The organism is Diaphorobacter nitroreducens (assembly GCF_002214645.1).
Classification (GTDB): domain Bacteria; phylum Pseudomonadota; class Gammaproteobacteria; order Burkholderiales; family Burkholderiaceae_C; genus Diaphorobacter; species Diaphorobacter nitroreducens.
On sequence record NZ_CP016278.1, the window covers coordinates 1214210 to 1235621 of the forward strand.

A 21412-nucleotide genomic window follows, 5' to 3' on the forward strand; every position below is an offset into this window, starting at 1 on the left:
CGTGGAGCAGTACGGCGGATGGCACCATTGCCCGCCCGCCACCGCCGGGAGACCTGGGGAGCACGAGAGGGGCCCGCATTCACCTCGACCTTTCCGCCATCGACCGGCACGTGCGACAGACGCGGCGCGCCCTGGCTCACGACGTTGGTATGTTTTTGATAGCTGCCAGCGCCCGTCCCACAAGCGCTAGAGGCCAATTTGACCTCAACTCACAACAGCACGATGTCGTACTGCGCCTGGCCCATGGCGCTTTCGGCCTGCAGGGAGATCGGCTTGCCAATGAAGTCCGACAGGCCCGCCAGGTGCTGGCTCTCCTCGTCCAGGAACAGCTCCACCACGCGCGGGGACGCCACCACGCGAAACTCGCGTGGATTGAACTGGCGCGCCTCGCGCAGCACCTCGCGCAGGATGTCGTAACACACACTGCGCGCGGTCTTCACCTGGCCCGCGCCCTGGCACGTGGGGCACGGCTCGCACAGCATGTGCGCCAGCGATTCGCGCGTGCGCTTGCGCGTCATCTCCACCAGGCCCAGCTGCGAAAAACCGCCCACCATGGTCTTGACCCGGTCGCGCGCGAGCTGCTTGCGGAACTCCGCCAACACCGCGGCCTGGTGGTCCTCGCGCAGCATGTCAATGAAGTCGGCAATGACGATGCCGCCCAGGTTGCGCAGGCGCAGTTGCCGCGCGATGGCGCCCGCGGCCTCCAGGTTGGTCTTGAAGATGGTGTCGTCGAAGTTGCGCGCGCCCACGTAGCCGCCGGTGTTCACGTCGATGGTGGTCAGCGCCTCGGTCTGGTCCACGATGAGGTAGCCGCCCGACTTGAGCTGCACGCGCCGGCCCAGCGCCAGGGCGATCTCCTCGTCGATGGAATACAGATCGAAGATGGGGCGCTCGCCCTTGTACAGCTGCAGCTTGGCGGCGGCCGCAGGCATGAATTCATTGCCGAACGCCTTCAGTGCCACGAACTGCTCGCGCGAATCGATGCGGATGCTCTGCGTTTGCTCGCCCGCCAGGTCGCGCAGCACACGCTGCAGCAGGCTCAGGTCCTGGTACAGCAGTGAGGTGGGCGGATGCGTCAGCGCTGCCTGCCGGATGCCTGCCCAGGTCTTGCGCAGGTAGGCGATGTCTTCGGCCAGCTCTTCGTCGCTGGCGTCCTCACCATTGGTGCGCAAAATGAAGCCGCCGCCGTTGCCCGATGCCTGGTCATCCACCAGCTTCTGCAACCGCGTGCGCAAGGCGTCGCGCTCGGCCTGGGGAATCTTCTGCGACACGCCCACATGGTCGTCCTGCGGCAGGAAGACCAGCAGCCGCCCGGCGATGCTGATCTGCGTGGACAGGCGTGCGCCCTTGCTGCCGATGGGATCCTTGATGACCTGCACCATGAGCGCCTGGCCCTCGAAGACCTGCTTCTCGATGGGCACGGGCGGTTCGTTCTTGCGCGCGAACATCGGCGCCTCGCCGCCTTCCTGGCGGTGCCACACGTCCGCCACGTGCAGAAAGGCCGCACGCTCCAGCCCGATGTCGATGAAGGCCGATTGCATGCCCGGCAGCACGCGCGAGACCTTGCCCAGGTACACGTTGCCGACCAGGCCCCGCTCCAGCGTGCGCTCCACGTGCAGCTCCTGCACGGCGCCGTTTTCGACCACGGCCACGCGCGTTTCCTGCGGCGACCAGTTGATGAGGATGTCTTGTTGCATGGGCTTTTGCCAGATGAGGCGCCCATGATGCCTCAGAACCAGCGCTGCCCGCCGCCCTACCGGCGGCCGGCGCCCGTCACACCATCGTCGCCAGCATGCCCTGCATGAGTTGCGGCTGCAGCGCCACCACGTCGCCCACGATGATGAGCGCCGGCGGACGCACGCGGTGCTGCTGCGCCAGCGCGGGCAGGTCCTGCAGCGTGCCGGTGATGCAGCGCTGCCCGGGCAGCGAGGCTTGCTCCACCAGCGCTGCGGGCGTGCTGTCCGGCAGGCCGTGGCGCACCAGTTCGCGGCAGATGATCGGCAGCGTGCCCATTCCCATGTAGATCACCACGGTCTGGCGCGGGCGCGCCAGCGCCTCCCAGTCCAGCGCCACTTCGTTGTCGCCGCGCAGGTGGCCGGTGGCAAACACCAGGGTCGCAGAGTGGTCACGGTGCGTGAGCGGGATGCCGGCGCAGGCGCCCGCACCCTGCGCGGCCGTGATGCCCGGCACCACGTCGAACGCGATACCGGCCTCGGCCAGCGCCTGCACCTCTTCGCCGCCACGGCCGAAGATGAAGCCATCGCCGCCTTTCAGACGCACCAGGCTGCGCCCGCTGCGCGCCAGGCGCACCATGAGGTCGATGATCGATTCCTGCGGCAGCGTGTGGTGCGAGGACTGCTTGCCCACATAGATCAGGTCGGCATCGTCAGCCACATAGCGCAGCACCTCCTTGCCGACCAGGTGGTCGTAGAGCACCAGGCGCGCGCCGCGCAGGGCCTTGACGGCGCGCAGCGTGAGCAACTCAGGGTCGCCCGGGCCTGCGCCCACCAGCGTCACGTGTCCAGGCTTCGGGGGCTGTCCGGACTCTCCTGCTGCGGGTGCCACGGTGAACCAGCGCGCATCTTCAATGAAGCTCATATGGGCCTCTCCTTTGCGGATCATGGGGTGGCTCCATTGTTCAAAGGCTGCACCGTTTGCGTCCTTGAACCAGTTCAAGGACAGCGGCAACACCCGCTGCGACGATGCTCCCACTCGCATGAAGAGGGGATGGACAGCGACCTCGCGAGAGTGGCCGTGGCAGCCGCCAGGGCCCACCCAAGCGCTGATCCGTGACGCAGAGGACCCACAATGACAGCAAAGAGGATCGCCAGGCTGGTCGCATTAGCGGCCGCCACCCTGGTGTCTGCCACCGCTATGGCGCAGGACGCCAAGCCAGTCTCGGAGGCCGAGAAAAACTACCAGGCAGGCGGATCGCCGCTGGCGGAAGTGCCCATGTACCAGAGCACGAACCCCAAGGCACCCAAGATGACGCAGGCCGAGTTCGACCGCGCACGCCAGATTTACTTCGAGCGTTGCGCGGGCTGCCACGGCGTGCTGCGCAAGGGCGCCACGGGCAAGCCGCTCACACCGGACGTGACCCTGCCCAAGGGCACGGACTACCTCAAGGTCTTCATCGCCTACGGCTCGCCTGCCGGCATGCCCAACTGGCAGACGTCCGGCGAATTCGACGAGGCGACCGTGGACCTGATGGCCCGCTACATTCAGCAGGACCCTCCCACACCGCCCGAGTGGAGTCTGGCCGACGCCAAGAACACCTGGAAGGTCATCGTGCCGCCAGACCAGCGTCCCAAGAAGAAGATGAACAAGTACAACTTGGACAACATCTTCTCCACCACACTGCGCGACACGGGCGAAGTGGCGCTGATTGACGGCGACACCAAGCAGATCATCAACATCGTCAAGACCGGCTACGCAGTGCACATCTCGCGCATGTCGGCTTCGGGGCGTTATCTGTTCGTGATCGGCCGCGATGCCAAGATCAACATGATCGACCTGTGGATGGAAAAGCCTGACAACGTGGCTGAAATCCGCGTGGGCCTGGAAGCACGCTCGGTGGACACCTCCAAGTTCAAGGGCTATGAGGACAAGCTGGCGATCGCCGGTGCATACTGGCCTCCCCAGTACACCATCATGGACGGCAACACCCTGGAGCCCCTGAAGATCGTGTCCACCCGCGGCATGGTCGTCGGCACGCAGGAATACCACCCCGAACCGCGCGTGGCTTCCATCGTGGCATCGCACTACAAGCCCGAGTTCCTGGTGAACGTGAAGGAAACCGGCAAGACGATGATGGTGGACTACTCCAACCTGAATGCGCTGAAGACCACCGAGATCGGCTCGGCCCCCTTCCTGCATGACGGTGGCTGGGATGCATCCAAGCGCTACTTCATGGTGGCTGCCAACAACAGCAACAAGATTGCTGCGATCGACGCCAAGGACGGCAAGCTGGCCGGCCTGACCGAAGTGGGCAAGATCCCCCACCCCGGCCGCGGCGCCAACTTCACGCACCCCAAGTACGGTCCGGTGTGGGCCACGGGTCACCTGGGCGACGAGACCATCTCGCTGATCGGCACCGACCCGCAGAAGAACAAGCAATACGCCTTCAAGGAAGTGGCCAAGCTCAAGGGCCCGGGCGGCGGAGCGCTGTTCATCAAGACCCATCCCAAGTCCAAGCACCTGTGGTCCGACGCACCGCTGAATCCTGATCCCAAGGTTTCGCAAGCCGTGGTGGTGTTCGACATCAACAACCTGGACAAGGGCTACGTCACGCTGCCGATCGCCGAATGGGCAGGCTTGCCCGATGACGGTGGCGCCAAGCGCGTGACCCAGCCTGAGTACAACAAGGCAGGTGACGAAGTGTGGTTCGCCGTGTGGTCGGCCAAGGACAAGCAAAGTGCGCTGGTCGTCGTGGACGACAAGACGCTCAAGCTGAAGTCCGTGATCAAGGACCCGCGCCTGATCACGCCGACCGGCCACTTCAACGTGTACAACACCCAGCACGACGTCTATTGACGCACTTCGAAGGCCAGCCATGTCACGCACCGCGTTCCTGTCCCTGGCCCTGGCATTGGCCGCTTTTGCGGCCGGCGCACAGGGCACGCCCGACCCTGACCGAGCCGCCCAGCTCGTGCGCATGGTGCGGCAGGACTGCGGTTCGTGCCATGGCATGCGCCTGACGGGCGGCCTGGGTCCCGCGCTCACCCGCGAGGCCCTGGCCGGCAAGCCGCCCGAGTATTTGGCTGCCGTCATCACCCACGGCATCCCCGGTACACCCATGCCGCCCTGGAGCGCCATGCTGCAGGGAAGCGAGGCCCTGTGGATCGCCGAACAGCTGGCCAATGGGTTCCCCGAAGAAAACAGGAGGTCCGCCCCATGAAACGGCGTGCCCTGCTCTCCCTTACCGCCAGTGCACCCCTGATTGCCACGGGCTGTGCGGTTCCCTCTTCCACCACCTCCACCTCCGCCGCTCCTGCAGCCACGCTGCAGGGCACGGGCGATCTGGGCGTGGTCATCGAGCGCGCCAAGGGCGCACTCACCCTGATCAACACCAGCCGGCGCGAAGCCGTGGGCCGCGTTACCGGCCTGGGCGACCTGTCGCACGCCTCGGTGGTGTTCTCGCGTGACGAGCGCTTTGCCTACGTCTTCGGCCGCGACGGCGGCCTGACCCAGGTAGACCTGCTCACCCAGCACATCACGAACCGCGTGATGCAGGCTGGCAACTCCATCGGAGGCGCCATCAGCGCCGACGGCAGCCTGGTCGTGGCGCAGAACTACACGCCCGGCGGCGTCAAGGTCTTCGACGCCGCCACCCTTGAGTTGCTGGCCGACCTTCCCGCCCACACGGCCAGCGGCGAACGCTCGCGCGTCGTCGGCCTGGCCGACCTGCCGCAGCGCCGGTTCATCTACAGCCTGTTCGACGCGAACGCCATCTGCATCGCCGACTGCTCCAACCCCCGAAAGCCGCAGGTCACCACCATCCCCAACATCGGCCGCCAGCCCTACGACGCGCTGGTCTCGCCCAACGGACGCCACTACATCGCCGGCCTGTTCGGTGAAGACGGCCTGGCCATGGTGGACCTCTGGGACAACCCGCCGCGCGTGCGCCGCATCCTCGCAGGCTACGGCCGCGGCCAGCAACCGCTGCCGGTGTACAAAATGCCCCATCTGCGCGGCTGGGCCATCGCGGGAGGCCATGCCTATCTGCCGGCCATCGGCCGCCATGAGGTGCTGGTTGTCGACACCGCCACCTGGGCCGAGGTCGGCCGCATTCCGGTCGCGGGCCAGCCGGTGTTCGTGATGGCGCGGCCCGACGGACGTCAGGTGTGGGTCAACTTCTCTGTGCCAGACTACAACCGCGTGCAGGTCATCGACACTCCGAGCCAGCGCGTGGTGCAGACGCTGGAGCCCGGCAAGGCCGTGCTGCACATGGAATTCACGCCGCGCGGCGAATCGGTCTGGATCAGCTGCCGTGACGACAACCGCGTTCAGGTCTACGACACGCACACCTTGCAGTCCCAAGCCAGGCTGGACGTGGACGCCCCCAGCGGCATCTTCTTCACTGCCCGCGCACAGCGCATGGGGTTCTAAGCCATGCCGAGCAGCCAGAACGCAACCCACCTCGCGCTGCTCAACCACTGGCAGCGCGGCTTTCCCCTGTGCGCCGAACCCTTCGCGGCCATCGGCCACAGCCTGGGGATGGATGCCGAGGTCGTGCTCAGCGGCTACGCACGGTTGTGGCAGGCGGGCGCGCTCAGCCGCATCGGCGCGGTGTTCGCGCCGGGCGCGGGGGGCGCCTCCCTGCTGGCCGCCATGGCCGTGCCGCCCGAGCGGCTCGACGACGTGGCCGCCACGGTGTCGGCCCACCCGGGCGTCAACCACAACTACGAGCGCGAGCACACCACCAACCTCTGGTTCGTGGCCACCGGCCATGACGCGGACCAGGTGGAGCGCCTGCTCCAGTCCATCGAGCACACCACCGGCCTGCCCGTGCAGCGCCTGCCCATGCTGCGCCCCTACCGCATCGACACCGCCTTCGACCTGGAGAGGACGTCCGCAGGCGTGGGGGACGGCGTCGGCACCACGGGCCCCACGGGCCGCGCACGCACCCCCCTGGCTCCCGAAGACTGGCCCCTGGCCGCGCTGGCCGAGCAGGGCCTGCCGCTGACCGAGCGGCCCTATGACGTATGGGCCGACCAGCTCCACAGCAGCACGCCCGCCGTGCTGGCCACCATTGCCCGCTGGCAGGACGAAGGGCTGCTCAGCCGCTTCGGCGTGGTGGTGCGTCACCATGAACTGGGCTACACAGCGAATGCCATGGCGGTGTTCGACGTGCCGGACGACCACGTGGACACCCACGGCATGGCCCTGGCCCATGCGCACGGCGTAACGCTGGCGTACCGCCGTGCGCGCACGCCGGACTGGCGCTACAACCTGTACTGCATGGTGCATGGGCGCGACCGCGCAGCGGTGCATACCCAGCTGGCGCAGGCCGTGGCCCAGGCGGGCCTGGCCACTTGCCCCAGCGCCGTGCTGTTTTCGTTACGGCGCTTCAAACAGACGGGTGCGCGGCGGTTTGCCCACCATGCGCCCCATGCCATTCCCGAACCCATGCAGGAGGCCGTCGATGCTCTCCCCTGAAGACGCTCGGCTGATCGACCACCTGCACGGCGGCTTTCCGCTGGTGGACCACCCTTTCGCCGCCGTCGCCGCCGACATCGGCTGGACCGAAGAGCAGGTCATCGAACGCCTGCACCGCCTGCTCGCCCAGGGTGTGCTCACGCGCTTCGGCCCGCTGTTCCAGATCGAACGCGCAGGCGGCCAATTCGTCCTCGCGGCCATGGCTGTGCCCGAGGATCGTTTTGACGCCGTGTGCGCTGCCGTCAATGCCTTCACCGAGGTGGCGCACAACTACCGCCGCGAGCATGCGCTGAACATGTGGTTCGTGGTGGCGGCCGAGTCCCCCGCGCTGGCGCGCGAGACCCTGGCACGCATCGAAGCCGCGACTGGCCTGCCGGTCTACGCCTTTCCCAAGGAAGAAGAGTATTTCGTGGAGTTGCGCCTGCCGCCCCTGCCGGCGCAGTCCACCGGAGAACACCATGGCGCTTGATGCCTTCGACCGTGCGCTGATCGCCGCCACGCAGGGCGGGCTGCCGCTGGTGGCGCGCCCCTACGAAGCCGTGGGCGCCATGCTGGGCGTGCCTGGCGAGCAGGTGCGCGAGCGCCTGGCCCGGATGATCGACGAGGGCCTGGTGCGCCGCATCGGCGCGGTGCCCAACCATTACCGCCTGGGCTACACGGCCAACGGCATGAGCGTGTGGGACGTGGAGGATACCCAGGTCGCCGCGCTGGGCCGCCAAGTCGCCGCGCTGCCGGGCGTGAGCCACTGCTACCGCCGCCCGCGCCACCTGCCCCACTGGCCCTACAACCTGTTTGCCATGCTGCATGGCCCCAGCCGCGCGCATGTCGAGCAACAGGCCGAGCAGATTGCCGGCCTGCTGGGCGATGCCTGCCGCGCCCACGACATCCTGTACTCCACGGCCATCCTCAAGAAGACCGGCCTGCGCCTCAAGGAAGACTGACCATGTTTCGCATCAGCCAGTACCTGCGTGAACTCGCCCAGGCCCAAGCCACCGGAACCTACCCCACTTCGCGCGAACGGCACGCGCGCGGCCCCGTGGTCATCTGGAACCTGATCCGGCGCTGCAACCTCACCTGCAAGCACTGCTACGCGCTCTCGGCCGACCACGACTACGCTGGAGAGCTGTCGTTGCAAGAGGTATACACCGTCATGGACGACCTCAAGGCCTTCGGCGTGCCTGCGCTCATCCTCTCGGGCGGCGAGCCACTGCTGCGCCCCGACCTCTTCGAGATTGCTGCGCGCGCGCGTGACCTGGGCTTCTATACCGGCCTTTCGACCAACGGCACGCTGATCGACGCACCCATGGCCGCGCGCATCGCTGGCGCGGGCTTCGACTACGTGGGCATCAGCTTGGATGGCCTGAAGCCCACGCACGACAAGTTCCGCCGTCTGGACGGTGCGTTCGACCGCAGCCTGGCCGCCATCCGCTACCTGGCCACGCACAACGTCAAGGTGGGCCTGCGCTTCACCATGACAGCGCTGAATGCACACGATCTGCCCGCGCTGCTGCAGCTCATGAAGGATGAGGGCGCCAACAAGTTCTACTTCTCGCACCTGAACTACGCGGGGCGTGGCAACATCCACCGCGACAAGGACGCGCACCACCAGGCCACACGCCAGGCCATGGACCTGCTGTTCAACCACGCCTGGGCCGATGCCCAGGCCGGCAGCCTGGACGACTACGTGAGCGGCAACAACGATGCCGATGGTCCCTATTTGCTGCAATGGGCGCGCGAGCACCTGCCGCAATGGGAAGACGCCTTGCGCCAGCGCCTGGTGGCCTGGGGCGGCAATGCCAGCGGCCAGATGGTGGCCAATATCGACAACCTGGGCCATGTGCACCCCGACACCATGTGGTGGCACCACGACCTGGGCAGCGTGCGCGAACGCCCCTTCTCGCAGATCTGGAACGACACCAGCGACCCGCTCATGGCGGGGCTCAAGCAGCACCCGCGCCCTGTCCAAGGCCGCTGCGCCGGCTGCCAGTACCTCTCGATCTGCAATGGCAACACCCGCGTGCGCGCGCAGCAGCTCACGGGCAACCCCTGGTTCGAGGACCCCGGCTGCTACCTCAGCGATGCCGAAGTGGGCGCATCCAGCACCCCCTTCGAGCCCCCTGCCAAGCACGAGCGCCGCCGCACGATCGAGATTGCCCATGCTTAAGCTAGAAACCCATTCCCCTGAGCGGCTACGCCGCTTCCCCCTTCTCTGCGCTATCGCGAAAAAGGTGGACACCGCCGCGGCGAAGCGGCCCTTGCGCGGCGCACGCTGGTCTGGGCCGAGCCGGTATCTGGCGGCCTTGGGTCTGTTCTGGCTCACGGGCCTGCACGCCCAAACCACCGAAGCCCAGCCCAACGCCCCCGCCCTGTACCAGCAGCACTGCGCTGTATGCCACGGCGCGCAGCGCACCGGCATCATGGGCCCCGCGCTGCTGCCCGAGAGCCTGGAGCGCGTGCGCCCCGCCGAGGTGTTGCGCGTCATCCAGCAAGGGCGCCCCGCCACCCAGATGCCCGGGTTCTCCGAGCAGTTGGGCGACGCGGAGATTCGCGCCCTGGCCGCGTGGGTACGTACCCCCGTGGTGCCCGCGCCGCGCTGGGGCGAGGACGATATCCGGGCGTCGCGCACGTTCACGCCCGTGCCCGACGATGAGCCCGCCAAGCCGAAGTGGAATGCGGACCCGATGAACCTCTTCCTCGTCGTGGAAGGAGGCGACCACCATGTCTCGCTGCTCGATGGCGACCGCTTCGAGGTCATCACGCGCTTTGCCAGCCGCTATGCGCTGCATGGCGGCCCCAAATTCACGCCGGACGGGCGCTACGTGTTCTTCGGTTCGCGCGACGGCTGGATCACCAAATACGACCTGTGGCGCCTGCGCGTGGTGGCCGAGGTACGCGCGGGCCTGAACATGCGCAACGTGGCCGTGAGCGGCGACGGGCGCTGGGTGATGGCCGCCAACTACCTGCCCCACACGCTGGCGCTGTTCGATGCCGATCTGAACCTCGTGCAGACATACGCCGCAGCCACGCTCGACGGCAAGGCGAGTTCACGCGTTTCGGCCGTGTACGACGCCACGCCGCGCAAGAGCTTCGTGGTGGCGCTCAAGGACATCCCCGAGCTCTGGGAAATCTCGTACGACCGGAACGCGGCCCCCATCTACGATGGTCTGGTGCACGACTACAAGATGGGAGAGGCCATCGCCAAGCCCGGCTACCTGGGCGTGCGGCGCACCCCCCTGAGCGAGCCGCTGGACGACTTCTTCTTCGACCAGTCCTACCGCCACGTACTCGGCGCCACGCGCCCGCGCAGTGGCGCCGACGAACGCGCAAGCGCGCAGGTCGTAAACCTGGACATCCGGCGCAAGGTGGCCGATCTGCCCATCGCCGGCATGCCGCACCTGGGCTCGGGCATCACCTTCGCCTGGGGCGACACCACTGTGCTGGCCAGCCCCAACCTGGGCGGCGGGGCCGTGGACGTCATCGACATGCAGACCTGGAAGACGGTACGCACCATCGCCACGCCCGGCCCGGGTTTCTTCATGCGCAGCCATGAGGACACGCCCTACGCCTGGACCGACTCCATGATGAGCCCCACGGCCAAGGACACTCTGACCATCATCGACAAGCGCACGCTGCAGCCGGTGGCCCAGGTGCGCGAGCCCGGCAAGACGCTGGCGCACATCGAGTTCACCCGCGATGGCCGCTACGCCCTCGCCAGTGTCTGGGAAATGGACGGCGCACTGGTGGTCTACGACGCCGCCACCTTCAAGGAAGTCAAGCGCCTGCCCATGAAAAAGCCCGTGGGGAAATACAACGTCTGGAACAAGATCACCCGCAGTGAGGGCACATCGCACTGAACGATTTGAGATAGATCAAGTCAAAACCTAGGGGTCTCCCCTGTAATGCGCGCATGGACATCGCGCACTTCGACATACCGCGCTACCTTGCGGCGCTGCCCCTGTTCCAGGAAATGGCACCCCAGGAGCTGGAACGCCTGGGCACGGGTTGCCGGCTACGCCGCTATGCGCGCGGCGAGATGGTGTTCAGCGTTGGCATGCCCTGCGAGGAATTCCACGTCACCGTAATGGGGCAGGTGAAGCTGTTTGCACTGTCGCCAGCGGGGCAGGAGAAGGTGATCGAGCTTGCCGGCCCCGGCATCAGCTTCGCCGAGGCGCTGATGTTTACTGATCGTCCCTATATCGTGAACGCCCAGGCCCTGACCGATACCCTGCTGCTCTCCGTAGGCAAGGCGGCCGTGGTGCGCGAGATCGAGAGCGAGCCGCGCTTTGCCATGCGCATGCTCGCCGGCATCTCGCGCCGCCTGCACGGCCTGGTGCATGACGTGCAGACCTATACGCTGCACAACGGCGCGCAGCGCGTGATCGGCTACCTGCTGCACGCCCTGCCCGAGGACGCGCCCCATCCCCCTGCCGCGCCTGTGCCGCCACAATGCCCGGCCCGCGCGGCACTGCAGTCCGTTGCTCCCGCGCCGCCAGCCAGCGCGCGCAGCATCTCGCTGCCGGTGAGCAAGGCCACCATCGCTTCGCGGCTGTCGATCACGCCCGAGTATTTCTCTCGCGTACTGCACGACCTGGAGGCCGCCGGCCTGATCCACATCGACAAGCGCGACATCCACATCCCGGATACGGCGCGCCTGGCGAAATACCCGATGTAACCAGGCTCCGGGCCTGACAGGCTGCGCCTAGACGGCCAGCACTCCCGCCGCGCGCAACAGGCGCGCCGCCTCATACATGGGCAGGCCCATGATGCCGGAGTAACTGCCCGACAGGTGCTCCACATAGGCGGCGGCGCGCCCCTGGATCGCATAGGCGCCCGCCTTGCCCAGCGGCTCGCCCGTAGCCACGTAGTCCTCGATCTGCGCCCGCGACATGGGCGCAAAGCGCACGCGCGAGACTGACAGCGCCGTGAGGCGTCGGGGACCCACCTGCAGCGCCACGGCCGTCAATACGCGGTGTTCATGCCCCGCCAGCTCCCCCAGCATACGCACCGCGTCGTGCGCATCCTCGGGCTTGCCGTAGATGGTGCGGCCCAGGGCCACGGTGGTGTCGGAGCACAGAATGGGCCCTGGCGACAGCCCGCGCCGCGCATGGCGCACCACGGCAGCGTCCAGCTTGAGCCCCGTCACCCGCTCGACATAGGTCGTGGGCGTCTCACCAGGCAGCACGGCTTCGATGGCCTCGGCATCCTCGGCCTCGTCCCCCGCCGCGTTGGGCAGCAGCAGCTCATGGCGCACCCCCAACTGCTCCAGCAACTGGCGGCGCCGCGGGCTCTGGGAGGCCAGGTAGATGAAGCGGTGTTCTTGAGTCAAATGGGCCTCCAGCGCCCGACCAGCAAGCGCGAGCAGCTATCAAATCTGAAGTTATTCGCGATGGTACGGGTGCCCGGCATTCACCGACCAGGCGCGGTAGAGCTGCTCGATAAGCAACACGCGCACCATGGCATGCGGCAGCGTCAAGTCCGACAGGCGGATGCGCTCATGCGCGGCCTGCCGAAACGCAGGCTCCAGCCCATCGGGACCGCCGATCACCAGGGCCACATCATCCCCCCCGAGCTGCCAGTCCTTCAGCCGCTGGGCCAGGGCCTTGGTGGTGAGACTCGTGCCCCGCTCGTCCAGCACCACCACACGCGTGCCACGCGGGATGGCCGCTTCGATACGCTCGCGCTCGGCAGCATAGAGCGTCTCCAGCGTCTTGGAGCCGCGCGGCTCGGTCTTGACGGCCTTGAGCTCGACCTTCAGCTCGGGCGGGAATCGCTTGGCATAGTCGTCATAGGCCGTCTGCGCCCAGTCGGGAACCCGCTGGCCCACGGCCACGATCAGCAGCTTCATGGGTCAGCAAAGGCCTCAGGCCTTCTTGCGTGCGGGGGCCTTCTTCGCGGTGGCCTTGCCGGTAGATTTGGCGGCCGGCTTGCGTGCGGTGGTATTGGCTGCGGCCTTGACGGGCGCCTTCTTGGCCACGGGCTTGTTCACCACGACGGTTTTCACCGCGCTCTTGACGGCGGGCTTCTTCGCCGCCACGGGCTTTGCCGTGGTCTTCTTCGCTGCGGGCTTGGATGCGGCCTTGACCGGTGCCTTAGCGGGTGCCTTGCTGGCGAGCTTGGCAGCGGGCTTGGATGCGGTCTTCCCTGCGGCCTTCGCTGTCGGCTTGGCGGCCGAGGGGGTCGCTGCCTTGGCCGGCTTCTTGCCTGTGGCGGACTTCGTGGCTGGCTTGGCTGCTGCCTTCTTGGCAGCCGGCTTGCGCGCGGGCGCCTCGTCGTCGCCTTCCGAGGCCATGATCTTGCGCGGCTTGGCAGCGCCCAGCTTCAGGCGCACAGGCTTCTCGCCCCAGATCTCCTCCAGCCGGTAGTACTGGCGGATGGCGGGCTGCATGACATGCACCACGGCCTGGCCGCAGTCCACGATGATCCATTCGCCGTTGTCCTCGCCCTCGCTGCGCGGCTTGGGGAACCCGGCCTTGCGCACGGCGTCGCGCACGCTGGCCGCCAGCGCCTTGGTCTGGCGGTTGGAGCTGCCGGTGGCGACGACCACGCGCTCGAACAGCGGCGAGAGATGCTCGGTGTTGAAGACCTGGATGTCTTGCGCCTTGACGTCTTCCAGGCCATCGACGATGGCGCGCTGGAGCTTGGTGACGTCTTTCTTGGCGGCGGTTTCCGATTTGCTGGAAGTGGTCATCAGGTGGTCTTCAGTGAAGGAATGGAATCAATATAGCCTGCAAGCACCGCCACGGCCAAGGGGGGCGCGGAGCGGTTGTCAGGGCATGTTTCAGATATCAAAAACGGGTCTGGCGCTTGATGATCAAGCGCAGGCAGCTATTGAAATTATAGTTACCCGCGCTCACACACTCAGATCCAGTCGCGGCGCTGCAGAAAGCGCTCGGTCAACAGCGCCTCGGGCGAACCCGGCTGCGGCTCGCGCTGGTAGGACCAGGCCGCCAGCGGCGGCATGGACAGCAGGATGGATTCCGTGCGCCCGCCCGACTGCAGGCCGAAGTGCGTGCCGCGGTCCCACACCAGGTTGAACTCCACATAGCGGCCACGCCGGTAGAGCTGGAACTCGCGTTCGCGCTCGCCATGGCCCATGTGCATGCGCCGCTGCACGATGGGCAGGTAGGCGCCCAGGAAGGCATCGCCCACGCTCTGCGTCATGGCCAGGCTCTGCTCGAAGCCCAGCTCCGCGAAGTCGTCAAAGAAGATGCCGCCCACGCCGCGCTGCTCATTGCGGTGCTTAAGGTAGAAGTACTCGTCGCACCAGGTCTTGAAGCGCGGGTACAGGCCTTCGCCGAAGGGTGCGAGCGCATCGCGGCAGGCACGGTGAAAGTGCACCGCATCCTCGTCGAAACCGTAGTACGGCGTGAGGTCCATGCCGCCGCCGAACCAGCAGATGGGGCCCTGGCCTGCCTGACCCGTCGCACCTGTGCCGGCCGCACCTGTGCCGGCTGCGATCATGCGCACGTTCATGTGCACCGTGGGCACATAGGGGTTGCGCGGGTGAAACACCAGCGACACGCCCATGGCCTCGAACGGCGCACCCGCCAGCTCCGGCCGGTGCTGCGTGGCCGAGGGCGGCAGGCGCGGCCCGCTCACATGCGAGAAGCCGCAGCCCGCGCGCTCGAACACGCGCCCACCTTCCAGGATGCGCGTGATGCCGTCGCCCTGCAGTGCAGAGCCGCTTTCGCGCCGCCAGGCATCGGACCGAAAGCGCGCCCCGCCCTGGCTTTGCGGCCCCTCGATGTCCTCCAGCGCGCTGGTGATGCGCGCCTGCAGGCCCTCCAGATAGCCGCGCACGCGGGCCACGGTGTCCGCCGTGTTGAAGGTGGGTTTTTGTGTGGTCATCCGTTGGCCTTCACCGCGCGGTGGCCAATGTCGTGGCGGTACTGCGCGCCGTCGAAGTGAATGCCGCGCGCCACGTCATACACACGCTGCTGTGCCTGCTTGACGCTGTCGGCCAGCGCCGTCACGCACAGCACGCGCCCGCCACTGGTACGCACCACGCCATCCACGAGCTGTGTGCCGGCGTGGAAGACCATGGCGTCGTCCGCGTCCTGCGGCAGGCCGGTGATGGCATCGCCCTTGCGCGGGTTCTCGGGATAGCCCTGGGCAGCCATCACCACGCCCAGCGCCGTGCGGCGATCCCACTGCAGTTCCACCTGGTCGAGCTTGCCGTCCACGGCCGCCCCCAGCACCTCCACCAGGTCGCTTTTGAGGCGCATGAGGATGGGCTGTGTCTCGGGGTCACCCATGCGGCAGTTGAACTCCAGCGTTTTGGGATGGCCCGTCGCGTCGATCATCAGGCCGGCATACAGAAAGCCCGTGTAGGGGATGCCGTCTTTTTCCATGCCACGGATGGTGGGCAGGATCACCTCGCGCATGGCGCGCGCATGCACGTCGGCCGTGACCACCGGCGCAGGCGAATACGCGCCCATGCCACCGGTGTTGGGGCCTTGGTCGCCATCCTTCAGGCGCTTGTGGTCCTGGCTGGTGGCCAGCGCCAGGACGTTCTTGCCGTCGCACAGCACGATGAACGAGGCTTCCTCACCTTCGAGGAACTGCTCGATCACCACGCGGGCGCCGCCTTCGTTGTGGGCAACGCCGTACTTGTTGTCCACCAGCATGAAGTCCACGGCGTCGTGGGCCTCCTGCAGCGTCATGGCTACCACTACGCCCTTGCCCGCCGCCAGGCCGTCGGCCTTGATGACGATGGGTGCGCCCAGACGGTTCACGTAGGCATGCGCGGCCTGCGGGTCGGTGAAGGTCTCGTACTCGGCCGTGGGGATGCCGTGGCGCTTCATGAAAGCCTTGGAGAAGGCTTTGGAGCTTTCCAGTTGCGCGGCAGCCTGCGTGGGGCCGAAGATGCGCAGGCCGTGGGTACGGAACTCGTCCACCACGCCAGCGGCCAGAGGTGCCTCGGGGCCGACCACGGTGAGCGCGATCTTCTGCGCCTGCGCCCACTCGCGCAGGGCCGTCACGTCGCTGATGGGCACGTTCTCATACTTTGGCGACAGCGCCGTGCCGCCGTTGCCGGGCGCCACGTACACCTTGGAGGTCTTGGGGGACTGGCTCAGCTTCCAGGCCAGTGCGTGTTCCCGGCCGCCGCCGCCAATGACTAGGATTTTCATAGGGTGTCGGTGCTCAAGTTCCTAGAGCTCTGCGTTGTGGTAGACCTCTTGCACATCGTCGAGGTCTTCGATCATGTCCAGGAGCTTTTGCATGCGCGCGACATCGTCGCCCTCCAGGGCGATGGTGTTCTCGGGGCGCATGGTGACCTCGGCCACCTCCGGCTGAAGGCCCGCAGCCCCCAGCGCATCGCGCACCGCCTCGAAATCGCCGGGCGCGGTCAGCACCTCGATGGCACCCTCATCATCGGTGATCACGTCCTCGGCGCCCGCCTCCAGGGCCACTTCCATGACCTTGTCCTCGCTGGTGCCGGGGGCGAAGATGATCTGGCCCACGTTCTTGAACTGAAAGGCCACCGAGCCTTCCGTGCCCATGTTGCCGCCGTACTTGCTGAAGGCGTGGCGCACTTCGGCCACGGTGCGCACGCGGTTGTCGGTCATGGTGTCCACGATGATCGCGGCGCCGCCGATGCCGTAGCCCTCGTAGCGGATTTCCTCGTAGCTCACGCCTTCCAGCGTGCCCGAGGCCTTGTCGATGTTGTACTTGATGCGGTCGGCCGGCATGTTGGCGGCCTTGGCCTTGTCGATGGCCAGGCGCAGACGCGGGTTGGCCGAGGGGTCGCCGCCACCCGTGCGCGCCGCGACGGTGATTTCACGAATGATGCGGGTCCAGATCTTTCCGCGCTTTTCATCCTGGCGCCCCTTGCGGTGCTGGATGTTGGCCCATTTACTGTGTCCTGCCACTGCAGCGTCCTTTGATTGATTTAATCTTGCGGCCGCGATTTTACTTTTGACTCACCCCATCACTACCGCCATGTCCGAACCTCTCCTGATTGCACAGCATGATTCCACGCAATGCCACCTGCTGCCGGGCCTGGCCAACCGGCACGGCCTGATCACCGGCGCCACCGGCACCGGCAAGACCGTGACGCTGCAGACGCTGGCCGAGCAGTTCTCGCGCATCGGCGTGCCGGTGTTCATGGCCGACGTGAAGGGCGATCTCACCGGCATCAGCCAGAAGGGCAGCATTGGCGAGAAGCTGGGCAAGACGCTGGCCGACCGCGGCTTGGCCGCGCCCGAGCCCACGGCCTGCCCCACCACGCTGTGGGACGTGTTCGGCACGCAGGGCCACCCCGTGCGCGCCACCATCTCGGACATGGGGCCGCTCTTGCTGGGGCGCATGCTGAACCTGAACGAAACCCAGCTGGGCGTGCTGAACCTGGTGTTCAAGATCGCGGACGACAACGGCCTGCTGCTGCTGGACCTGAAGGACCTGCGCGCCATGCTCACCTACGTGGGCGACAACGCCAAGGACTTCACCACCGAGTACGGGAACATCTCCACGGCCAGCGTGGGCGCCATCCAGCGCGGGCTGCTGCAGATCGAGACGCAGGGCGGCGACCAGTTCTTTGGCGAGCCCATGCTCAACATCCAGGACTTCATGCAGACCGTGGACGGGCGCGGCGTGGTCAACATCCTGGCGGCCGACAAGCTGATGAATTCGCCGCGCCTGTACGCCACGTTCCTCCTGTGGATGCTGTCGGAGCTGTTCGAACAACTGCCCGAGATCGGCGACCCCGAAAAGCCCAAGCTGGTGTTCTTCTTCGACGAAGCCCACCTGCTGTTCAACGAGGCGCCCAAGGTGCTCGTGGAGCGTATCGAACTGGTGGTGCGCTTGGTGCGTTCCAAAGGGGTCGGCGTGTATTTCGTCACCCAGAACCCGCTGGACATCCCCGACAGCGTGCTGGCCCAGCTGGGCAACCGCGTGCAGCACGCGCTGCGCGCCTTCACCCCACGCGACCAGAAGGCCGTGAAGGCCACGGCCACCACCATGCGCCCCAAGGCGGGCCTGGACATCGAGGCCGCCATCACCGAGCTGGCCGTGGGCGAGGCGCTGGTGAGCTTTCTCGACGCCAAGGGCCGCCCCAGCGAGACCGAGCGCGTGTACGTGCTGCCGCCCGGCAGCCAGATCGGCCCCATCACCGACGTGCAACGCCGCGCACTCATCGGCGGATCGCTCGTCGCGGGCACCTACGAGCAGGCCGTGGACCGCGAATCTGCCTACGAGAAGCTGCGCGGCCGCGCCGAGCAGGCTGCCAGCAACGCCCCCAGCGCCCCCGGCAACGGCACGGCACAGGGCGACAGCGGCCTCATGGGCGGCCTGAACGACGTGCTGTTCGGCAGCACCGGGCCGCGCGGCGGCAAGCGCGACGGCCTGGTGCAGACCATGGCCAAGTCGGCCGTACGCACCATGGGCACCAGCCTGGGCAAGGAAATACTGCGCGGCGTGCTGGGCGGCATCTTCGGCGGTAGGAAGCGTTGAGGCATTCCAAGCCAAATTCAGCTCCAGCGCCCATCTATCAAGCGCTAACAGCTATTATTTAAGGAGCATCCGATGATCGACCTGTACTACTGGACCACGCCCAACGGCCACAAGATCACCCTCTTCCTGGAAGAAAGCGGCCTGCCCTACCGCGTGCACCCGGTGAACATCGGCCGGGGCGAGCAGTTCGCGCCGGACTTCCTGCGCATCGCGCCCAACAACCGCATCCCCGCCATCGTGGACCAGGCGCCCGCGGATGGCGGCGCGCCGCTGTCGGTGTTCGAGTCCGGCGCCATCCTGCTGTACCTGGCCGACAAGACCGGCCGGTTCATCCCGCAGGACCTGCGCGGGCGCAACGAGGCGCTGCAATGGCTGTTCTGGCAGATGGGCGGCCTGGGGCCCATGGCCGGGCAGAACCACCACTTCACGCAATACGCGCCCGAGCCAGTGCCCTACGCCATCGACCGCTACGTGAAGGAAACCGCGCGCCTGTACGGTGTGCTGGACAAGCACCTGGCCGACGGGCGCGACTACATCGCAGGGGACTATTCCATTGCCGACATGGCCTGCTACCCCTGGATCGTGCCGCATGAGAGGCAGCGCCAGGACCTGGCGGATTTCCCGCACCTGCGGGCCTGGTTCGAGCGCATCCAGGCACGACCCGCCACCGGCCGCGCCTACGCGCTGGCACAGACCATCAATACCGCGCCCACGGTGGACGAGGCGGCCAAGAAGATCCTCTTCGGCCAGGACGCCGGCACGGTGCGCCGCTAACCAAGCACCGAGGCGCCATGAAAAAAAGCCGCTGTTCAGCGGCTTTTTCGTGGGTGGACGGGGGCCTTGGCGGCACGGTACATGGCGTGCATCAGTCCACAAGCCCCACGAACACGTTCTGCACGTCGTCGTTGTTCTCGATGCCCGCCAGGAAAGCCTGCACTTCCTCCTGCGCCTCGGGCGAAAGGCTGGCCATGCTCACCGGGTTCTTGGCCTTGTAGCCCAGCTTGACCGACAGCACCTTGAAGCCGAAGCCCGGCAATGCCTTGGCCACCGCGTCCAGGTCCGAGGGGTCGGTCAGGAACAGGGTCTGACCTTCTTCCTCGCCGGGCTCGAAGTCCTGGGCACCGGCCTCAATGGCGGCCAACTCCGCGTCGGCGCCGGCTTGCTCGGGCTCGCCCTCGATCATGCCCACGTGGTCGAAGTCCCAGGCCACGGCGCTCATCTGCCCCTTGCGAAAGCACACGCGCATCTCGGGCGCCGTGCGGTTCACGTTGTCGGTCAGGCATTCCACCATCACCGGCACCTGGTGCGGGGCAAAGCCCTCGTAGATCACGCGCTCGTAGTTCACCGCGTCACCCCCCACGCCCGAACCCTTCTTGATGGCACGCTCCAGCGTGTCCTTGGGCATGGACGCCTTGCGCGCCGCCTCGATGGCCAGGCGCAGGCGCGAATTGCCGGCCGGGTCGGCCCCCGCGCGCGCGGCGACGATGATTTCCTTGACCAGCTTCCCAAAAAGCCTGCCCTTGGCATCGGCGACCAGCGCCTTGCCCTTTGCCTTCCATTGCGCGCCCATGGCTGCGATTCCTTTGCTTGGAGCCAACAAAAAATGCGGCCTGCGCCGCAGCGGCAAAGTGTATACCTCGCCGCCAGACCGGCTGGACCGCGACAGAGGGGCGCCTGCCGGTGGCGCCGCGCGAGATGGCGCTTCTTTGCTATGCATCAAATAGCTGCCTGCGCTTGCCCTACAAGCGCTGCAGGCCGATTTCGCTCTGTGCCCGATGACCGCCGCACCGTCGCGCAAGCGACGCCCCGGCCCGCCGGCCACTCCTACAGTCGTGCCATGAACACCCTCACCTGCTTCACCCTCACCGTCACCGACCACGTGGCCCACCTGGTGCTGAACCGCCCCGAGGCCATGAACACCATGCACCCGCAGTTCTGGCGCGAGCTGGACGCCGTGCTAGCCGACCTGCACCGCGGCGGCGATGCGCGCGCGCTGGTCATCAGCAGCACGGGCAAGCACTTCAGCGCGGGCATGGCGCTGGAGACCTTCGGCGGCGCGATCACGCTGGACGACCGCAGCCCCGAGGGGCGCGCCGCCGTGTTCGACCTGCTGACGGACATGCAGGCCACCTTCACGCGCATCGAAGAGCTGCGCATCCCCGTGATCGCGGCCATCCACGGCGGCTGCATCGGTGGCGCACTGGACATGGTGGCGGCCGCCTGCATCCGCTATGCCACGCGCGATGCCTTCTTCTGCATCCAGGAGATCAACATCGGCATGGTGGCCGACGTGGGCAGCCTGCAGCGCCTGCCCAAGCTCATGCCGCTGGGCCTGCTGAACGAGCTGGCCTACACCGGCCGCCGCCTGCCGGCCGAGCGCGCGCTGGAATGCGGACTGGTCACGCAGCTGTTCGACTCGCACGAAGCGCTGGTGGCCGGCGCCCTGGCCTGCGCGAACGAGATTGCCACCAAGCCGCCGGTGGCCGTCTGGGGCACCAAGCAGGCCGTGCGCTATGCGCGCGACCACGGCGTGCACGACAGCCTGCGCCAGATGGGCTGGCTGCAGGGCGCCATCTGGAGCAACCGCCACGTGGGCGAGGCCGTCTCCGCCATGCAGGCCAAGCGCGCGGGCGACTTCCCGGCGCTGGCGCCGCTCAAGCGCTTCAGCGAACTCGGCTGACGCACGCGCCGCGCGGCCCCGGTTTCAAAGTTGATAGCTGGGCGCGCTTGCTGCAAGGGCGTTGCAGGCCAATCGAGGCATATACCGCCGGGTGTCGGGCTATGATGCGGCAACCCGCCTGCG

At 67.1% G+C, this 21412-nt stretch carries 21 protein-coding genes; 12 read left to right on the top strand and 9 right to left on the bottom strand.

Annotation, left to right across the window (positions count from 1 at the left end; all coding sequences use genetic code 11):
* Positions 1-209: 209 nt before the first annotated feature.
* A complete protein-coding gene (rng, locus tag BA022_RS05665) occupies positions 210-1697 on the bottom strand; it encodes a ribonuclease G (RefSeq protein WP_011805165.1) in 1488 nt (495 codons plus the stop codon).
* 76 nt (positions 1698-1773) lie between these two features.
* Complete coding sequence (cobA, locus tag BA022_RS05670) at positions 1774-2598, bottom strand: uroporphyrinogen-III C-methyltransferase (protein ID WP_088888522.1); 825 nt, start codon at positions 2596-2598, stop codon at positions 1774-1776.
* Between the two features lie 210 nt (positions 2599-2808).
* Between cobA and BA022_RS05675 the strand changes: the two genes are divergently transcribed.
* From BA022_RS05675 to BA022_RS05715, 9 genes are read left to right on the top strand one after another with little or no spacing between them, the layout of a single operon-like run.
* A complete protein-coding gene (locus BA022_RS05675) occupies positions 2809-4533 on the top strand; it encodes a nitrite reductase (RefSeq protein ID WP_011805163.1) in 1725 nt (574 codons plus the stop codon).
* A 19-nt stretch (positions 4534-4552) separates the two neighbouring features.
* Positions 4553-4897: a c-type cytochrome gene (locus tag BA022_RS05680; protein ID WP_088886833.1), complete on the top strand. Its 345-nt coding sequence runs from the start codon at positions 4553-4555 to the stop codon at positions 4895-4897.
* Positions 4894-6108, top strand: coding sequence for a cytochrome D1 domain-containing protein (locus BA022_RS05685; RefSeq protein WP_088886834.1), 1215 nt, complete (start codon positions 4894-4896; stop codon positions 6106-6108). The genes BA022_RS05680 and BA022_RS05685 overlap by 4 nt, the downstream gene beginning before the upstream one ends.
* 3 nt (positions 6109-6111) lie before the next feature.
* Complete coding sequence (ahbB, locus tag BA022_RS05690) at positions 6112-7158, top strand: siroheme decarboxylase subunit beta (RefSeq protein ID WP_088886835.1); 1047 nt, start codon at positions 6112-6114, stop codon at positions 7156-7158.
* Positions 7145-7627: an Lrp/AsnC family transcriptional regulator gene (locus BA022_RS05695; RefSeq protein ID WP_015913256.1), complete on the top strand. Its 483-nt coding sequence runs from the start codon at positions 7145-7147 to the stop codon at positions 7625-7627. The genes ahbB (BA022_RS05690) and BA022_RS05695 overlap by 14 nt, the downstream gene beginning before the upstream one ends.
* On the top strand, positions 7617-8099 hold the full coding sequence (gene ahbB, locus BA022_RS05700; protein WP_088886836.1) for a siroheme decarboxylase subunit beta: 483 nt from the start codon (positions 7617-7619) through the stop codon (positions 8097-8099). The genes BA022_RS05695 and ahbB (BA022_RS05700) overlap by 11 nt, the downstream gene beginning before the upstream one ends.
* 2 nt (positions 8100-8101) lie before the next feature.
* On the top strand, positions 8102-9322 hold the full coding sequence (gene nirJ / locus BA022_RS05705; RefSeq protein WP_088886837.1) for a heme d1 biosynthesis radical SAM protein NirJ: 1221 nt from the start codon (positions 8102-8104) through the stop codon (positions 9320-9322).
* Positions 9315-11012 (top strand): cytochrome D1 domain-containing protein, encoded by a 1698-nt coding sequence (locus BA022_RS05710; RefSeq protein WP_228403725.1) that lies wholly within the window; start codon positions 9315-9317, stop codon positions 11010-11012. Before nirJ ends, BA022_RS05710 begins: the two co-directional genes overlap by 8 nt.
* Positions 11013-11065: 53 nt before the next feature.
* On the top strand, positions 11066-11830 hold the full coding sequence (locus BA022_RS05715) for a Crp/Fnr family transcriptional regulator (protein WP_088886839.1): 765 nt from the start codon (positions 11066-11068) through the stop codon (positions 11828-11830).
* A 27-nt stretch (positions 11831-11857) separates the two neighbouring features.
* Here BA022_RS05715 and BA022_RS05720 read toward each other — a convergent pair whose 3' ends face one another.
* The 6 genes from BA022_RS05720 to BA022_RS05745 all read right to left on the bottom strand — a co-directional run bounded on the left by BA022_RS05720 (position 11858) and on the right by BA022_RS05745 (position 17030).
* A complete protein-coding gene (locus tag BA022_RS05720) occupies positions 11858-12484 on the bottom strand; it encodes a Maf family protein (RefSeq protein ID WP_088886840.1) in 627 nt (208 codons plus the stop codon).
* A 51-nt stretch (positions 12485-12535) separates the two neighbouring features.
* Entirely contained in the window at positions 12536-13003 is a 468-nt protein-coding gene (rlmH, locus tag BA022_RS05725; protein ID WP_015913251.1) for a 23S rRNA (pseudouridine(1915)-N(3))-methyltransferase RlmH, read from the bottom strand.
* Between the two features lie 15 nt (positions 13004-13018).
* Entirely contained in the window at positions 13019-13846 is an 828-nt protein-coding gene (rsfS, locus tag BA022_RS05730; protein ID WP_088886841.1) for a ribosome silencing factor, read from the bottom strand.
* 170 nt (positions 13847-14016) lie between these two features.
* Entirely contained in the window at positions 14017-15006 is a 990-nt protein-coding gene (gene hemF / locus BA022_RS05735; RefSeq protein WP_088886842.1) for an oxygen-dependent coproporphyrinogen oxidase, read from the bottom strand.
* Positions 15003-16289 (bottom strand): phosphoribosylamine--glycine ligase, encoded by a 1287-nt coding sequence (purD, locus tag BA022_RS05740; protein WP_015913248.1) that lies wholly within the window; start codon positions 16287-16289, stop codon positions 15003-15005. The genes hemF and purD overlap by 4 nt, the downstream gene beginning before the upstream one ends.
* Before the next feature lie 21 nt (positions 16290-16310).
* Positions 16311-17030, bottom strand: a complete 720-nt coding sequence (locus BA022_RS05745; RefSeq protein WP_011805149.1) for a YebC/PmpR family DNA-binding transcriptional regulator — start codon at positions 17028-17030, stop codon at positions 16311-16313.
* Positions 17031-17100: 70 nt separating this feature from the next.
* On the opposite strand from BA022_RS05745, the gene BA022_RS05750 reads away from it, so the two are divergent.
* Both BA022_RS05750 and BA022_RS05755 read left to right on the top strand, forming a co-directional pair.
* Complete coding sequence (locus tag BA022_RS05750) at positions 17101-18609, top strand: helicase HerA-like C-terminal domain-containing protein (protein WP_088886843.1); 1509 nt, start codon at positions 17101-17103, stop codon at positions 18607-18609.
* 72 nt (positions 18610-18681) lie between these two features.
* Positions 18682-19383 (top strand): glutathione binding-like protein, encoded by a 702-nt coding sequence (locus tag BA022_RS05755; protein WP_088886844.1) that lies wholly within the window; start codon positions 18682-18684, stop codon positions 19381-19383.
* A gap of 91 nt (positions 19384-19474) precedes the next feature.
* Here BA022_RS05755 and BA022_RS05760 read toward each other — a convergent pair whose 3' ends face one another.
* On the bottom strand, positions 19475-20179 hold the full coding sequence (locus tag BA022_RS05760; RefSeq protein ID WP_015913245.1) for a YebC/PmpR family DNA-binding transcriptional regulator: 705 nt from the start codon (positions 20177-20179) through the stop codon (positions 19475-19477).
* 267 nt (positions 20180-20446) lie between these two features.
* Between BA022_RS05760 and BA022_RS05765 the strand changes: the two genes are divergently transcribed.
* Entirely contained in the window at positions 20447-21289 is an 843-nt protein-coding gene (locus BA022_RS05765) for an enoyl-CoA hydratase-related protein (protein ID WP_015913244.1), read from the top strand.
* The last annotated feature ends 123 nt before the right edge of the window (positions 21290-21412 follow it).

Coding starts and splice junctions, on each gene's coding strand:
- ahbB (WP_088886836.1), top strand. CDS start 7,617: ATGGCGCTTGATGCCTTCGACCGTGCGCTGATCGCCGCCACGCAGGGC.
- ahbB (WP_088886835.1), top strand. CDS start 6,112: ATGCCGAGCAGCCAGAACGCAACCCACCTCGCGCTGCTCAACCACTGG.
- purD (WP_015913248.1), bottom strand. CDS start 16,289: ATGAAAATCCTAGTCATTGGCGGCGGCGGCCGGGAACACGCACTGGCC.
- rlmH (WP_015913251.1), bottom strand. CDS start 13,003: ATGAAGCTGCTGATCGTGGCCGTGGGCCAGCGGGTTCCCGACTGGGCG.
- hemF (WP_088886842.1), bottom strand. CDS start 15,006: ATGACCACACAAAAACCCACCTTCAACACGGCGGACACCGTGGCCCGC.
- BA022_RS05695 (WP_015913256.1), top strand. CDS start 7,145: ATGCTCTCCCCTGAAGACGCTCGGCTGATCGACCACCTGCACGGCGGC.
- BA022_RS05715 (WP_088886839.1), top strand. CDS start 11,066: ATGGACATCGCGCACTTCGACATACCGCGCTACCTTGCGGCGCTGCCC.
- BA022_RS05750 (WP_088886843.1), top strand. CDS start 17,101: ATGTCCGAACCTCTCCTGATTGCACAGCATGATTCCACGCAATGCCAC.
- BA022_RS05675 (WP_011805163.1), top strand. CDS start 2,809: ATGACAGCAAAGAGGATCGCCAGGCTGGTCGCATTAGCGGCCGCCACC.
- BA022_RS05765 (WP_015913244.1), top strand. CDS start 20,447: ATGAACACCCTCACCTGCTTCACCCTCACCGTCACCGACCACGTGGCC.
- nirJ (WP_088886837.1), top strand. CDS start 8,102: ATGTTTCGCATCAGCCAGTACCTGCGTGAACTCGCCCAGGCCCAAGCC.
- rng (WP_011805165.1), bottom strand. CDS start 1,697: ATGCAACAAGACATCCTCATCAACTGGTCGCCGCAGGAAACGCGCGTG.
- BA022_RS05755 (WP_088886844.1), top strand. CDS start 18,682: ATGATCGACCTGTACTACTGGACCACGCCCAACGGCCACAAGATCACC.
- BA022_RS05685 (WP_088886834.1), top strand. CDS start 4,894: ATGAAACGGCGTGCCCTGCTCTCCCTTACCGCCAGTGCACCCCTGATT.
- BA022_RS05760 (WP_015913245.1), bottom strand. CDS start 20,179: ATGGGCGCGCAATGGAAGGCAAAGGGCAAGGCGCTGGTCGCCGATGCC.
- BA022_RS05680 (WP_088886833.1), top strand. CDS start 4,553: ATGTCACGCACCGCGTTCCTGTCCCTGGCCCTGGCATTGGCCGCTTTT.
- cobA (WP_088888522.1), bottom strand. CDS start 2,598: ATGAGCTTCATTGAAGATGCGCGCTGGTTCACCGTGGCACCCGCAGCA.
- rsfS (WP_088886841.1), bottom strand. CDS start 13,846: ATGACCACTTCCAGCAAATCGGAAACCGCCGCCAAGAAAGACGTCACC.
- BA022_RS05710 (WP_228403725.1), top strand. CDS start 9,315: ATGCTTAAGCTAGAAACCCATTCCCCTGAGCGGCTACGCCGCTTCCCC.